The sequence below is a fragment of the Streptomyces sp. NPDC050147 genome, from assembly GCF_040660195.1.
In the GTDB taxonomy this organism is placed as follows: Bacteria; Actinomycetota; Actinomycetes; order Streptomycetales; family Streptomycetaceae; genus Streptomyces.
On sequence record NZ_JBFALJ010000020.1, the window covers coordinates 55,759 to 70,159 of the forward strand.

Here is a 14,401-nt window from a genome sequence, read left to right on the forward strand (position 1 = left end):
CGGGGATGCTGGACTACGGCAAGGAAGCCGACCGCTACGACGCCTCGCGCGGCGGTGAGCCACGCGCCGAAGCCGCCGCCGCGGCGGTCCGTGGCCTGCTCCCGCCGGACACCCGCACCCTCCTGGACGTCGCCTGCGGCACGGGCCTGGTCACCCGGAGCCTTGCCGGGGCGGGCCTGAGGGTGACCGGAGTGGACGCGGCGCACGGCATGGCGCGCATGGCGTCGGACCGGCTGCCGGGGGCCATCGTCCTTGGTGACAGCCGCCGACTCCCCTTCCCCGACGCCTCGTTCGACGCCGTGTGCGCGGTGTGGCTGCTCCATCTGCTGTCAGGCCCCGAGGAGGCGGCAGCGGTCGTCGCCGAGTGCGCCCGGGTGCTGCGGCCCGGCGGCGTGTTCGTCACGACCGTCGACAAGGCCGCCGCCCACGACGTGGGCAGCGACATCGACGCCGTGCTCGCCCCGCGCCCGGTGGGCCCGGCGGTCGACCGCGCCCAGGCGGTCGAGGCGTACGCGGCCGCGCGGGGCCTGACTCCGGCCGGTGGGTCCCGCTTCCGGGGCCACGGCCAGGGGCGCACACCCCGCTCCACGGTCGAGGACATCGGCCGGGGCTGGTTCACGCGCATCACGCCCGGCAGCCCTCTGGCCGCGCGGCTCGTGGAGGGTCTCGCGGCCCTGCCGGACCAGGAAGTGCCACGCCAGGACCCGCGATTCGCGCTCAGGTCGTTCAGGATGCCGCCCGGCGCGTGAACCGCATCGACCAGTTGGTCAGCCAGGTCCGCCCCTCGTCGACGGAGAAGGCCTGCTCCCAGTGGGCGGTGCTCGCGGAGATGTCCGACCAGACGAAGCGCACGCGCACGGCCTTGCCGTCGTGCCGGTCGTCCCCGTAGAACTCGCCGCGGCCGTCCGCCCCGAAGCGGCCGTAGACGGGCGGGAAGAGCTTGCCGCTGCGGCTCGACGACCAGTTCAGCGACCACTGCTCGGTCTCCCGGTCGAAGAGCCGCAGGGTCAGGCCCTTGACACCCTCGCCTGCGCAGTCCACCTCATCGATGTTGGCGGCTCCGTCGAAGAGGCTCCAGCAGCGGCTGACGGCCGTGAACTCCTCCCACCCGCTCGCCGGGTCGAGGAAGTCTGTCCGTCGGCGGTGCGCGACGTCCCAGTTCCCGAAGAAGAAGTCGAAGTCGTGCGGGCTGCTCATGAGCGGTGGTCTCCTGTGGTGCCGTCGGGCAGGGTGTCGGTGACGTAGGCGTCGAGATCGGCAGGGCCGGGCGAGTCGGGCGTGAGCAAGTGCCGTACCCAGGCGTCGCGTTCGTGCAGCAGGGGAGGCAGCTCCCAGACGCAGCCGATCAACGGCCGGTCCAGGAGCACGAAGTGCGTCGGATCCTGATCGGGGCAGCCGAGCGCGGGCTGACCGGCGACGGCGATCCGGCAGTGCAGGACGTTGTCCCACACCCAGCTGTACGCGTTGAGGTAGGCGCCGCTGTCCCCGCCACGGTGCAGCACGACGAACGTCGCGGGCGGCGTGCCGTCCGGCTCGGGGAGGAGCCGGGGCAGGACCTCGTACGCCGCCTTCTCCACACCGGGATCGATGCCCGCCGGGTCGGCGGTGACGTGATAGCGCTTGACGCGTCGCCCGGCCACCTCGATGGGTGGTGGCGAGTACCGCAGTTTCTCCTGAAAGGGCATGTCAGGGACGCTAGGCCCACTTCACTGACATCCTGTGTCAGTGAAAGCTGACCGGCTCGTCTCGATCCTCCTGCTGCTCCAGACCAGGGGCCGGATGACGGCCGCCCAGCTGGCCGCCGACCTCGAGGTGTCGGTCCGGACGGTCTACCGGGACGTCGAGGCCCTGCACACCGCCGGAATCCCGCTCTACGGGGACGCGGGCCACGCGGGCGGCTACCGCCTCCTGGACGGCTACCGCACCCGGCTCACCGGCCTGACCGCGCCGGAGGCGCAGGCGCTCTTCCTGGCGGGAGCACCGGGCCCCGCCGCCGCCCTGGGCCTCGGCCCGGTTCTCGCCGCCGCCCAGCTCAAGGTGCGCGCGGCGCTCCCGGCCGAGCTGCGCCCGCACGCCGACCGGGTCGGCGCCCGTTTCCATCTGGACGCGCCGGGCTGGTACGCGCGCGCCGACGACGTACCCCACCTGACCGCGGTCGCCGCCGCGGTCTGGGACAGCCGCGTCCTGCACGTCCGCTACCGCCGCTGGAGGGCCCCCACAGAAGTGGAGCGCAGCCTGCGACCGTACGGCCTGGTCCTCAAGGCGGGCCGCTGGTACGTGATAGCCGCGGCAACGGAAGAGGGCGAGCCGCGCACGTACCGAGTCGACCAGATCCTCCAACTGGACGGCACACAGGAGCAGTTCGAGATCCCCCCGCACTTCGACCTGGCGGCGTACTGGGGGTCGTACCAGGAAGCCTTCCACGCGCGGCTGCAGCAGGGCGAGGCGGTCGTGCGCCTGGCGCCGCACGCGGTGTCCCGGCTGACGGGCCCCGCGGCCCGAGCCGCCGAGGCGACGGGCCGCGCCGAACCCGGCGGCGGGGGCTGGATCCGGGCGGTGCTGCCCATCGAGTCCGTCGATCACGCCCACGACGAGTTCCTCCGCCTGGGCGCGGACATCGAGGTACTTGAACCGCCGGAACTGCGCGCGCGGTTGGCCGCGACGGCGCAACAACTGCACGCACGCTACTCCTGACCGGAACGGCGCATCGCGTTTGCCGAAACCGCAAGGCGACTGGCCGTGAGGGAGGCGACGGCGCACGCTGGACACGGCTCGGACACCACACCCCCGACACGCGAAGGCGGCGGCAGAACATGGCTCACGACCACAAGGGCGGCCACAAGCACGGCCACCACCACGAGGACATCGACTGGGCCACCATGGGTCCGATGCTGGAGCGGAACGCGGAGCTCGCCGCCCCGCAGAACCGCGAGATCGCGGAGTGGCTGCGCACCTGGCAGCCGGGGCCGAACCTGATCGCGGACGTCGGCAGTGGCTCCGGCTCCATCTCCTTCCTCCTTGCCGAGATCTTCCCCAAGGCGGAGGTGATCGCGGTGGACCCGGCGGAGCCCCTCCTGGAGCGCGCACGGGAGCGGGCGGCCCGAGAGGGGCTGACGGACCGGGTCAGCACGCTCCAGGCGGAACTCCCGGAGGGGATCGGCGCGATGCCGCTCGCGGACCTTCTCTGGATCGGCAGGGCCCTGCACCACGTAGGCGACCAGGAGAGCGCCCTGGCCGCCCTCGCGGACCGCCTCGCACCGGGCGGCGCGATCGCACTCCTGGAGGGCGGCCTGGCCCAGCGCAGCCTGCCCCGCGACATCGGCTTCGGCAGGCCGGGCCTCCAGACCCGCTTCGACCTGGCGGACGACGAGTGGTTCACGCGGATGAGGGCGGACCTGCCGGGCGCGAAGGCGGTCACGGAGGACTGGCCCACGCTCCTCACGGAGGCGGGCCTGCGCCACGCGGGCACCCGCACGTTCCTCCTGGACCTGCCGGCCCCTGTCTCCGACGCGGCCCGCGCCCAGATCATCTCGGAGCTCTCCCGCCGCCGCGAGATGCACGAGGACACCCTCGACCCCGAAGACCTGGCAACGGTGGACCGCCTCCTGGACGAGAACGACGACCAGAGCCTGCATCACCGGCCCGACGTGTTTCTGCTGTCGGCGCAGACGGTGTATGTGGGGGTCAAGGAGTAAGGGCCCAGGGACAGTTGAAGGGCGCCGCTCCCCGGTGCGGTGGGAGTGACGCCCTTCGATGAATCCGCTGTCTAGGCGACGTCGAACGTAGCCGGGTCGGGCCCCAGTCGGCGGTCCTCGTTCAGTGCGCTGATCGCGGCCATGTCCTCGGGGTCGAGCTCGAAGCCGAAGACGTCGATGTTCTCCTTGATCCGCGACGGCGTCACGGACTTGGGGATCACCACGTTGCCCAGCTGGATGTGCCAGCGCAGGACGACCTGGGCCGGCGTGCGGCCGTGCTTCTGGGCGATCGCGATGATCGCCGGGACCTCCAGGAGGCCCTTGCCCTGACCGAGCGGGGACCAGGCCTCCGTGGTGATGCCCTGCTCCGCGTGGAACTCGCGGGAGGCGCGCTGCTGGAGGTGCGGGTGGAGCTCGATCTGGTTGACCGCCGGGATGGCCGACGTCTCGGCCAGAAGCTGCTCCAGGTGCTCGGGCAGGAAGTTCGAGACACCGATGGACTTCGCGCGGCCGTCGGCCTGGATCTTCTCGAAGGCCTTGTACGTGTCCACGGCGAGGCCCTTGGAGGGCAGCGGCCAGTGGATCAGGTACAGGTCCACGTAATCGAGACCGAGCTTCTCCAGGGACGCGTCGAAGGCGCGGAGCGTGGAGTCGTGGCCCTGGTCGGTGTTCCAGAGCTTCGTCGTGACGAAGAGCTCCTCGCGGGCGATGCCGGAAGCGGCGATGGCCTTGCCGGTGCCCTCTTCGTTGCCGTAGATGGCCGCGGTGTCGATGCTGCGGTACCCGGCCTCCAGCGCCGTCGTGACGGCGGCCTCTGCCTCGTCGTCCGGGACCTGCCAGACGCCGAAACCGAGCTGCGGCATCTCGACGCCATTGTTCAGGATGATCGGGGGGACCTTGCTCACGAGCTTTCGATCCTTCAGTCGTCGGGTGGTACTCCCATGGTCAACGATCAGGTGCGGTGCCGCATTCCTTGACCATTCCCATGCCACAACTCTATTGCACGTCACTGAACGCGGAACACTTATGTGAACGCCCTGTGACGGCCCCGGCCCTCCCGGTCACTACTCCGTGTCCATCGGCTGGGCCGCGGTCGTCCCGAGATACGCGTCCCGCACCCTGGGGTCCGCGCGTACCTCGGCCGCCGGGCCCTCGGCCAGGACATGGCCGAGGTCGAGGACGACCACGCGGGCGCAGAGCTCCATCACGAAGGCGACGTTGTGCTCCACGAGGAGTACGGCGCACCCCTCCTCCTCCGCGAGGTGCCGGATGACGGCCGACAGCCGGCCTCGCTCGTCGGCGGTCATGCCGGAGGCGGGCTCGTCCAGGAGCAGCACCCTGGGCGGGTCCGCCACCGCGCGTGCCAGTTCCACCATGCGGGCTTGGCCGACGGGCAGGGCGCCCGCGTAGTCGTCCGCCAGCGCCCCAAGTCCGCACTCCCGCAACACGGTTGTGGCGCGGGCTCGTCTCTCCTTCTCGGGGGTGCGACGGGTGGGCGACGCCAGCAGATCCGCGGCGCACCCGCCACCGCCGCCGCGCCATTCCTGCGCGACGAGCAGGTTGTCGGCGACCGTGAGCTGCCCGAAGAGCTGCTGGCGCTGGAAGGTGCGGCGCATGCCGTGGCGGGCGCGCCAGACGGGGGAGCGGCCGGTGATGTCGGCTCCGTCGAGCAGGACGCGCCCCCGGTCGGGCCGGCGGATGCCGGAGGCGACGTCGAAGAGGGTCGTCTTCCCCGCGCCGTTGGGGCCGATGAGGCCGCAGACCTCGCCGGGGCCAAGGCTCAGGTCCACGTCGGTGAGGGCGTGGACACCGCCGAAGCGGACGCCGATGCCAAAAGCTTCGAGGACGCGCTCGCTCATGGCCTGCCCACTCCTTCGGTGCGGCCCTGCGCGGCTATGCCCAGGTAGGCCTCGGTCAGCTGGTCCGCCCGGACCTCGGAGCGCGGGCCGCACCAGGAGACCCGGCCCTGCGCGAGGTAGGCGACGGTGTCGGCGATGCCGAGGATCTCGGCGGCCTTCTCCTCCACCAGGAGCAACCCCGTGCCTGCGTCGCGGAGTTCGGCGAGCAGGCGGAAGACCTCGTCGACCACGCGGGGGGCCAGGCCGAGGGACGGTTCGTCCGCGATCAGGACCTTGGGAGGGCGCTGGAGGAGGGGCGCGAGGGCGAGCATCTGCTGTTCTCCTCCGGAGAGGGATCCCGCGGTGACTTTGCGCCGTGCGGCGAGGCCGGGGAAGCGGTCGTAGACGGCGTCGCGGGCGTGTCCGTCCGGGAGGTGCAGGGTGAGGTTCTCCTCGATGGTGAGCGCGGGGAAGATGCCGCGGCCCTCGGGGGCGAGGACGACTCCCGCCCGGGAGCGGTGGACGGGGCCGCGGTGCGTGGCGTCTGCTCCGGCTACGTAGATCTGCCCCCTGGTGGGGATGAGGAGCCCGGCGGCGGCCTTGCACGTCGTGGACTTGCCGGCCCCGTTGGGCCCCAGGAGGGCGACGATCTCGCCGGGGTGGACGGTGAGGGTCACGCCGTGCAGGACGGGGGCGCCGTCGTATCCGGCGTGGACGTCGGCAAGGGCAAGGGCAGGGTCGCTTTCCCCGGTCCCGCCCCTTCCCGGAACCGGTTCCGCCGCTACCGGTGGCCGTCGGTCACCGGCTCCGCCGAGTTCGTCCTCAAGCGCCGGACGGGCTGGAGTTCCCGCTGCCCGCCGCCGGTGCATCCGCACCGAAACCGCCGCGCAATACCCGTCAGGATCATTGGCCAACGCCAACCCCGCCAGCCCGAACAGGATCACCGGCAGCTGCACCGACTCCGTCACGTAGTCGGCGATCAGGTGCGGCATGATCGCGAAGACAAGACCCGCCACCACCGCGAACTGCGGCCTGCGCACCCCGGCGGCCACCACCACCGCCAGCCACACGAGGCCCGTCATCGCGGTGAAGTCCGTGGCCGTGATCCGCGTGTTGAACGACGCGTACATCACGCCACCGAACCCCGCGAGCCCCGCCGACAACGTGAACACCAGGAGCTTCGTCCGCACCACCGAGACCCCGGAGGCCATCGCCGCCGCCGGAGCGGATCGCACCGCCAGCATCGCCCGTCCCGTCGCCGACCCCCGCAGGGCGCTCAGCGCGGCCACGGCCAGCGCCACGAGGACGACCATCGCCACGCCCATCGCGCGGTCGTCGCTCAGGTCGACCGGGCCGAAGACGGCACGCGGGATCTCCCACCCCGTGTCGCCGTTCCTCAACCACCCCATCTGGAAGAGGACTTGGTCGGCGAGGAAGGCCAGGGCGAGGGTGGCGAGCGCCAGCGACCGGCCGCCGAGGCGCAGCGCGGGCAGCGCGACAAGGGCGCCGAGCACCGCCGCCCCGCACGTCCCCACGAGCGCCGCCGCGATGAACGGCCACCCGTGGCTCATCAGCAGGCCCGCCACCAGGGCCGCACCCGTCACGAAGGTCGCCTGGGCCAGGGACACCATCGCGCCGAGGCCCGTCACCACGGTGAACGAGACGAAGACCAGGGAGATCGCCAGGCCCTGGGCGAGGATGCCGCTCCAGAAGGGGGTGGTGACCGTGTAGAAGGACAGTGCGAGCAGCACGCCGCCGACGGCCCAGGGCCCCCAGCGCCGCATCCACGACCGCCCGGCCAGATAGTCGATCGGCGGTGCGTCCACCGCCGCCGTTCCCGCCGTCCGTTGCCGCCGCGTCATGAGGAGCAGCCCGGCGAAGAGGATCAGGAACGGAACCGCCGTGCGGAAACCAGTGATGTTCTCCGCGAAATCCGCGTACCCGGCGACAAGATTCTGCAGCACCCCGAGCCCGAGCCCGCCCGCGAACGCCAGCGGGATCGACATGAAGCGACCGAGGACGGCGGCCGTGGCCGACACGAACAGGAAGAGGGTGAAGTCGTGCGAGGACAAGCCCAGCAAGGGAGTTGCGAGCACACCGGCCAAGCCCGCGAGACCCGACGACAGCATCCACGCCACCGACGAGAGCCGGTCCGCGCTCATGCCCCGCAGCTCCACCAGCGAGCGGTTGTCCACCGAGGCCCGCAGCCGGAGCCCGAGCGGTGTGTGCCGCATCAGGACCCACAGGCCGATCGCGACGACGGACGTCGCGACCCACGTGATGAGCTGGTCGGAGTCGATGCCGACGCCGTCCATGAGCTGCCAGTTCTTGGCGGGGCTCGGCCCCACGCCCGGCAGACCGAACTGGTTCTCGGCCGGTTTGACGGACGCCCCCGCGTCCTCGAGGAGCTCCACCACCCACAGGCCGAGCGCGGGCAGCGCGACGAGCAGCCCGATCGTCGCCACGATCTGCGCGGTCTCGCCCACCCTGGCCAGCTTGCGGAACATCAGCCGGTCAAGGCCCCAGCCGAGCGCGGGCGCCACGACACAGACGAGAAGGAGCGCCGTCGGCACGGCGGGCCAGCCGAAGCCGGAGTGGAGTTCGTAGAAGGTGAGCGCGCAGAGGTAGGCGGTCGCGCCGTGTGCGAAGTTGAAGAGACCGGAGGCGGAGTAGGACAGGACGAGGCCGGTCGCGAGCAGCGCGTACAGGGCGCCGGAGACGAGACCGCTCAGCACGAATCCCAGCAGATCAGACATGGGTGAAGCGCCCCTCTGTTGGAAGATCCTCCACTTGCAGGCCCGCTACTTGAAGGGGATGGGCTCGTAGCACTTGAAGGGCGCGGACACCGAGTACTTCCCGCCCTTCAGCTGGACGAGGGCGCCACAGCCGAACGACTCCTTCTGCCCCTTGGGCAGACTGCGGTCGCCGACCATCGTGTCCCGGTCGGAGAAGCCGTTGGCCGCCTGCTGGAAGGATTCGAGGTCAAGGTCCTTGCCCGCCTTCTCGGCGATCGCGAGGAAGAGGTCCGCCGACATGTATCCGGTCATCATGTGCATGTTGAGCGGGACGTCCTTGCCCGCCGTCTTCCTGATGTCCGCCTTGAACTGCTTCATCGCCGCCGTGTTCTGCTCGAACGGCTGGAAGGCCAGCAGGATGTGCACGCCTTCCAGGGCCTTCTTCGTCGCGCTCTTGGCAAGGAGGCCGGGGTCGTAGTCGGTCGGGTCCGTGATCACGCCCTTGAAGCCGGAGCGCTTGACGGCCGTGAACAGGCCGATGTTGTACGGGGTCTGCATCACGGAGACGACCACGTCCGGGGCCTTGCCGCCGTCCGAGCGCAGGATCTCCTTGGTGTACGCCGACCAGTCGCTCGGCACGGAGGTCGCGGGCACGGTCGACTTGGCGTACGTCACCTTGTAACCGGCCGCCGCGAAGCTCTGCTTGTAGGTGCGGATGGCGAAGGTGCCCGCGTCGTTGTCGTTGGCGAGGATGGCCACGGACTTGCCCTTCGAGCCGCCCGTCACCTTCTTCAGGCCCTCGGGCCAGCTCTGTGTGATGGTGCCGCCCGGCATCGGGACCATGCAGCCGCCGTAGCCGTACATGTAACTCGGGCCGCAGAAGGGCGGGATGGTGCCCCAACCGAAGGTGGGGACCTTCTGTTTCTGGAGGAAGTCCGCGCCGGAGAAGGTGACCGAGCTCATCGGCGAGATGGCGAACACCTTGTCCTGCTGGACGAGTTTGCGTGCCGCCGCGAGGTTCTTGCCCGGGTCCTGGCCGTCGTCCTCCGCGCCCAGGTAGTCGATCTTCCGTCCGTGTACGCCACCCTCGGCGTTCACGCGGTCGAAGCGGGCCTTGGCGCCGAGGTCGGTGTCCTTCTTGCTGTAGCCGCTCGCGGTCGTCATGGAGACGATGCCGCCGACCTTGATGGAGTCGGCACTCACTCCTCGCACGGAGCCACCGGCCTTGTCGCCGCCGCTCGAATCGCTGCTGTCGGAGGCGGAGTTGCAGGCGGTGGCGAGCAGCAGTGCGGCCACGGTTGCGGTGATGGTGCGGATCGATCGCGACACGGGTCCAGCCCCCTGAAGTCGAAGTGGGGCTGATTCTGTGCGGAACCTGATGGACCGTCAATAACCGGCGCGGCGGTAATTGATGAGCCGTCAGAAACTTGCCCAGGGCTTCCCGGGCGCGGTACGCACGTCACCTCACGTGCGGTAAAGAGCCTCCACCTCGGCCGAGTAGGCCGTCTCGATCGCCTTGCGCTTGAGCTTCAGCGAAGGCGTGAGCAACCCGTGCTCCTCGGAGAACTGGTGGGCCAGTATCCGGAACGTACGGATCGACTCGGCCTGCGAGACGAGGGTGTTGGCGGCGACCACGGCCCGGCGCACCTCGGTCTCCAGATCCGGGTCGCGCACCAGGTCCGCAGGGGACATCGGCGGCTTGCGGCGCATGTTCAGCCAGTGCTCGACGGCCTCACCGTCCAGCGTGACGAGCGCCGCGATGTACGGGCGGTCGTTGCCGACCACGATGCACTGCGCGACCAGCGGGTGATCGCGCACCCGCTCCTCCAGCTGCCCCGGCGAGACGCTCTTGCCGCCGGACGTCACCAGGATCTCCTTCTTGCGTCCGGTGATCGTGAGGTAGCCGTCCTCGTCGAGCGCGCCCAGGTCACCGGTGGCGAGCCAGCCGTCGTGCAGGGTCGCGTCGGTGGCCTTGGGGTCGTTGAGGTAGCCCTGGAAGACGTTGCCGCCGTTCAGCCACACCTCGCCGTCCTCCGCGATGTACACGGTGGTGCCGGGGATGGCCTGGCCCACCGTGCCGTAGCGGGTGCGCTCGGGCGGGTTGGCGGTGGCGGCGGCCGTCGACTCGGTGAGGCCGTAGCCCTCGTAGATCTCGACGCCCGCGCCCGCGAAGAACAGGCCGAGGCGCCGGTCCATCCCGGAGCCGCCCGACATCGCGTGGCGCACCCGGCCGCCCATGGCATCGCGCACCTTGGCGTAGACGAGCTTCTCGAAGAGCTGGTGCTGCATGCGCAGGGCCGCCGAAGGGCCGGGACCGGTGCCGAAGGCCTTGGCCTCCATCGCGTCGGCGTACCGCACGGCGCACTCCACGGCCTTGTCGAAGGGGCCGGTCCTGCCGTCCTTCTCGGCCTTGCGCCGCGCCGCGTTGAAGACCTTCTCGAAGATGTACGGCACGGCGAGGATGAAGGAGGGGCGGAACGCCGCCAGGTCCGGGATGAGCGCCGCGGCGTTCAGGCTCGGCTGGTGGCCCAGCTTGACCCGGCCGCAGACCGCCGCGACCTGCACCATGCGACCGAAGACGTGCGCGAGCGGCAGGAAGAGCAGCGTTGTCGCCTCGTCGCCCCGCCGGGAGTGGAAGACCGGCTCCCAGCGCCGGATGACCGTATTCGCCTCGAACATGAAGTTCGCGTGGGAGATCAGGCAGCCCTTGGGGCGGCCGGTGGTGCCCGAGGTGTAGATGATCGTGGCGATCGAATCGGGAGTGACGGCGCGGCGGTGGCGGTTGACCACCTCGTCGTCCACGTCCTGTCCTGCCCGGTGCAGTTCGTTCACGGCGTCGGCGTCCAGCTGCCACAGCCTGCGCAGGTGCGGCAGCCGGTCGATCACCGAGCCGATCGTCATCGCGTGGTCCTCGTGCTCGACCATGGCCGCCGACACCTGCGCGTCGTGCAGCATCCAGAAGACCTGCTCGGCGGAGGAGGTGGGGTAGATCGGCACGACCTGGGCGCCCACCGTCCACAGCGCGTAGTCGAAGAGCGTCCACTCGTAACGGGTGCGGCACATGATGGCGACACGGTCACCGAAGCGCACGCCCTGGGCGAGCAGCCCCTTGGCGAGCGACATCACCTGGTCGCGGAACTCCGCCGATGTGACGTCGCGCCACTCGCCGTCGGTCTTGCGGCCGAGGGCGATGTGGAGCGGATCCTCAAGGGCATGGTCGAACACGACGTCGGCAAGGCCGCCCACCAGCGGCGCCGACGCCAACGGAGGGTTCGTGAACTCGCGCAATGATGCTCCTTGTGGCGCTCCGCACAGCGCCGGTGACGGTACCCCACCGCGCAGCCGGGCGGGAGAGGGGCGACCGACCCGTCGGTACGTACCATCCACGCTGGTCAGCCGGTGAAATGCGGCCACAAGGGGAGAGGCGGGACAGAATACTTACGGTTCAGTAAGTTTCGGTGGCGTAATCTCCACCGAATCTGTACGCGGCGGTTACGGCTGTGCCTGCGCGGCGGGGACTCGCTCGGCAGGTGCCGGAATCTTCGACTCCGGTGTCGTGCGCGCGGACCGCACCATGACGAGCACAGCCGCACCCGCGACCAGGCCCGTCACACCCGCGACGATCGCGGCCCCGTTCAGGCCGGAAGCGAACGCCGACCGTACGGCGTGCTCGGAAAGCGTGCCACGCACCGCCGACGCTCCGCCTCCCGCCACGGTGTGAGCCGCGTCATGGCCGAGCGACCCCTGCATCCGCGAGGTCAGTACGGTGCCGAAGGCGGCCACCCCGACCGCGTAGCCGAGCTGCCGGAAGGTGTTGACCGCGCCGCCCGCCATCCCCGCGTCGGCCGGTGGCACCGCAGCGAGGGCCGCGCCGCCCAGGGCGGGCGAGACCAGGCCGGTGCCGATGCCCGCGAGCGTGAGCCCGGGGACGAGCGAGCCCCAGGACGACCCGGCGTCGAGCACCGCGAGAGCGACCCCGCCCGCTCCGATCAGGAGCAGACCGCCGCCGATGGTCAGGCGCGCGGGCACCCCGTGCAGCAGCCTCCCGCCGATCGCGGCCACGACGAACGAGGTGGCGGCCAGCGGCAGCATGACGAGGCTGCCGGTCACCGGGCTCATGCCGAGCACGGTCTGCAGCCAGAGCGAGAGGTAGGGCATCAGGCCGAACGCCGCCGCGTTGTAGCCGATCGCGCCGACCAGGACGCCCGTGAACGCGGGCACGCGCAGCAGCCGCAGGTCGAGCAGCGGGTGCGCGACGCGGCGCTCGACGGCCACGAAGGCGGCGAGTGCGAGCACCGCGACCGTCAGGGTCAGCACGGTGGCCGTCGACGCCCAGCCCTCCGTACCGGCCCGCACCACCCCGTACGTCAGCGCGCCCGCGAACAGCGCGAACGTCACCGTGCCCGCCCAGTCGACCCGGCGGCCCGCAAGTCCCTTCGACTCCGGCACCACGCGCTGCGTCAGCCATATCGACACGACGCTCACCGGCAGGTTCACGAAGAAGATCCACCGCCAGCCGGGCCCCTCCGTCAGCAGCCCGCCGACGATCGGCCCGAGCGCCGCCGCGGCCCCGCTGACCGCGCCCCAGACGCCGAGCGCGACCGACCGGTCCCGCCCCTGGTAGGCCGCGCCGAGCAGCGGCAGCGTCGTCGCGAACATCGCGGCGGCACCGAGCCCCTGCAAGGCGCGGGCGGCCACCAGGACGTCCGCGTTCGTGGCGAGCCCGCAGCCGAGCGAGGCGAGCGCGAAGAGCGCGGTGCCCACCACGTTGAGCCGCCGCCGGCCGAGCACGTCCGCCGCGGCGCCGACCCCGAGCAACAGCGCGGCCAGCGCCAGGGCATAGCCGTCGATCACCCATTGCAGGTCACTCAGCGAGGCGTCGAGCGCTCTCGCCATGTCGGGCAGTGCCACGACCACGATGGTCACGTCCAGCAGCAGCATGAACGTCCCCAGGCATACCGCTGTGAGCGGCCCCCATGTACGCATCTTCAACTCTCCTCGTGCGGTGTGTACGACGCGTGGCGCGACGCGCGATACGGCGCGTGTGCGTGTCTCGTACGATGGAGCCCGCTCGGACGATCCAAGTCATCACGCACGCAAGAGCGAAGGAATTCGACATCGATGGGCAGTGCAGCGATGAAATCCGCCACTCCGGACGTGCCGGACCCGTTCGACGTCAAGCTCCTGCAGGCCCTGGAGCTCGACGGGCGGGCGCCCTTCAGCAAGATCGCCGCCGTCCTCGGCGTCTCCGACCAGACCGTCGCCCGCCGCTACCGCAGACTGGTCTCCGAGGGCAGCCTGCGGATCGTCGCCGTCCGGGACCACGAGAAGCTCGGCCAGGACCAGTGGATGCTGCGGCTGCGCTGCGCCCCCGACGGAGCCGACGCCATCGCCACCGCCCTGGCGCGTCGCCCCGACACCTCGTGGATCGGCCTCACCTCCGGCGGCACCGAAGTGGTCTGCTGCACCCGGCCCCGCTCCCGCACCGACCAGGACGAGCTGCTGCTCGCCAAGCTTCCGCGCACCCCGCACATCGTCGACATCCGCGCCCAGCAGGTGCTGCACCGTTTCTTCGGCGGCCCGGACGGCTGGCTGATCAAGCACGGGCCGCTCAGCGAGGAGCAGATCGCCGCGTTGCGCGGCGCGCCACCCACGTCCGAAGCCCGCGCCGGGGCGCCCCGGCGCATCGAGCCCGAGGACGAGCCGCTCGTCGCCGCGCTCGAACAGGACGGCCGCGCCACCTACCCCGAGCTGCAACAGGCCACCGGGCGCTCCGAGTCGGCGGTCAAACGCCGCCTCGGCGCGCTGCTCGCCTCCGGCGCGATCTACATCGACATCGAGTACGCCGACGCCCTCATCGGCATGGGTGTCGGAGCGATGCTCTGGATCACCACCGCGCCCTGGGCCATGGAGTCGGTGGGCAAGGCCCTCGCGTCGCACGCCGAGATCGCCCACGCCACCGCCGTGGCAGGACCCTCCAACATCATGGCGACGGCCGTGAGCCGGGACATTCCGGCGCTCTACGCCTACCTCAGCGGGAAGCTGGGGCAGCTCGACGGCGTCCAGCACGTCGAGACGGCGCCGTTCATGCGCCGCGTCAAGCAACTCACGTACCGGCCCTACCTCCGCTGAC

12 protein-coding genes are annotated in these 14,401 nt (G+C 71.0%); 4 read left to right on the forward strand and 8 right to left on the reverse strand.

All coding sequences use genetic code 11. The features are described 5' to 3' along the window. The first annotated feature begins 5 nt into the window (after window positions 1–5). Window positions 6–749, forward strand: a complete 744-nt coding sequence (locus AB0I94_RS27500) for a class I SAM-dependent methyltransferase (RefSeq protein WP_363312364.1) — start codon at window positions 6–8, stop codon at window positions 747–749. Here AB0I94_RS27500 and AB0I94_RS27505 read toward each other — a convergent pair. Both AB0I94_RS27505 and AB0I94_RS27510 read right to left on the reverse strand, forming a co-directional pair. Beyond that, window positions 727–1,197, reverse strand: a complete 471-nt coding sequence (locus AB0I94_RS27505; protein ID WP_363312365.1) for a hypothetical protein — start codon at window positions 1,195–1,197, stop codon at window positions 727–729. The genes AB0I94_RS27500 and AB0I94_RS27505 overlap by 23 nt on opposite strands. Beyond that, window positions 1,194–1,685 carry a hypothetical protein gene (locus tag AB0I94_RS27510; RefSeq protein WP_363312366.1) on the reverse strand — a complete coding sequence of 164 codons (492 nt, stop codon included), beginning with the start codon at window positions 1,683–1,685 and terminating at the stop codon, window positions 1,194–1,196. The genes AB0I94_RS27505 and AB0I94_RS27510 overlap by 4 nt, the downstream gene beginning before the upstream one ends. Window positions 1,686–1,725: 40 nt before the next feature. On the opposite strand from AB0I94_RS27510, the gene AB0I94_RS27515 reads away from it, so the two are divergent. Both AB0I94_RS27515 and AB0I94_RS27520 read left to right on the forward strand, forming a co-directional pair. Continuing rightward, entirely contained in the window at window positions 1,726–2,694 is a 969-nt protein-coding gene (locus tag AB0I94_RS27515) for a YafY family protein (RefSeq protein WP_363312367.1), read from the forward strand. 119 nt (window positions 2,695–2,813) lie between these two features. Then, the gene (locus tag AB0I94_RS27520; protein WP_363312368.1) at window positions 2,814–3,695 is read left to right on the forward strand and encodes a class I SAM-dependent methyltransferase; all 882 of its coding nucleotides are present in this window, start codon (window positions 2,814–2,816) and stop codon (window positions 3,693–3,695) included. A gap of 71 nt (window positions 3,696–3,766) precedes the next feature. On the opposite strand, the gene AB0I94_RS27525 is transcribed toward AB0I94_RS27520, so the two are convergent. The 6 genes from AB0I94_RS27525 to AB0I94_RS27550 form a co-directional block, all read right to left on the reverse strand. After that, window positions 3,767–4,558: an aldo/keto reductase gene (locus tag AB0I94_RS27525; protein WP_363312463.1), complete on the reverse strand. Its 792-nt coding sequence runs from the start codon at window positions 4,556–4,558 to the stop codon at window positions 3,767–3,769. A 201-nt stretch (window positions 4,559–4,759) separates the two neighbouring features. Next, entirely contained in the window at window positions 4,760–5,554 is a 795-nt protein-coding gene (locus AB0I94_RS27530) for an ABC transporter ATP-binding protein (protein WP_363312369.1), read from the reverse strand. Then, entirely contained in the window at window positions 5,551–8,289 is a 2,739-nt protein-coding gene (locus AB0I94_RS27535; RefSeq protein ID WP_363312370.1) for an ATP-binding cassette domain-containing protein, read from the reverse strand. The genes AB0I94_RS27530 and AB0I94_RS27535 overlap by 4 nt, the downstream gene beginning before the upstream one ends. 45 nt (window positions 8,290–8,334) lie before the next feature. Then, window positions 8,335–9,597, reverse strand: a complete 1,263-nt coding sequence (locus AB0I94_RS27540; protein ID WP_363312371.1) for an ABC transporter substrate-binding protein — start codon at window positions 9,595–9,597, stop codon at window positions 8,335–8,337. 135 nt (window positions 9,598–9,732) lie between these two features. Further along, entirely contained in the window at window positions 9,733–11,556 is a 1,824-nt protein-coding gene (locus tag AB0I94_RS27545; RefSeq protein ID WP_363312372.1) for an AMP-binding protein, read from the reverse strand. Between the two features lie 204 nt (window positions 11,557–11,760). Beyond that, entirely contained in the window at window positions 11,761–13,254 is a 1,494-nt protein-coding gene (locus tag AB0I94_RS27550; protein ID WP_363312374.1) for an MFS transporter, read from the reverse strand. A gap of 135 nt (window positions 13,255–13,389) precedes the next feature. Here AB0I94_RS27550 and AB0I94_RS27555 point away from each other — a divergent pair, with 135 nt between their 5' ends. Then, a complete protein-coding gene (locus AB0I94_RS27555) occupies window positions 13,390–14,400 on the forward strand; it encodes an Lrp/AsnC family transcriptional regulator (RefSeq protein ID WP_363312375.1) in 1,011 nt (336 codons plus the stop codon). Window position 14,401: the final 1 nt, after the last annotated feature.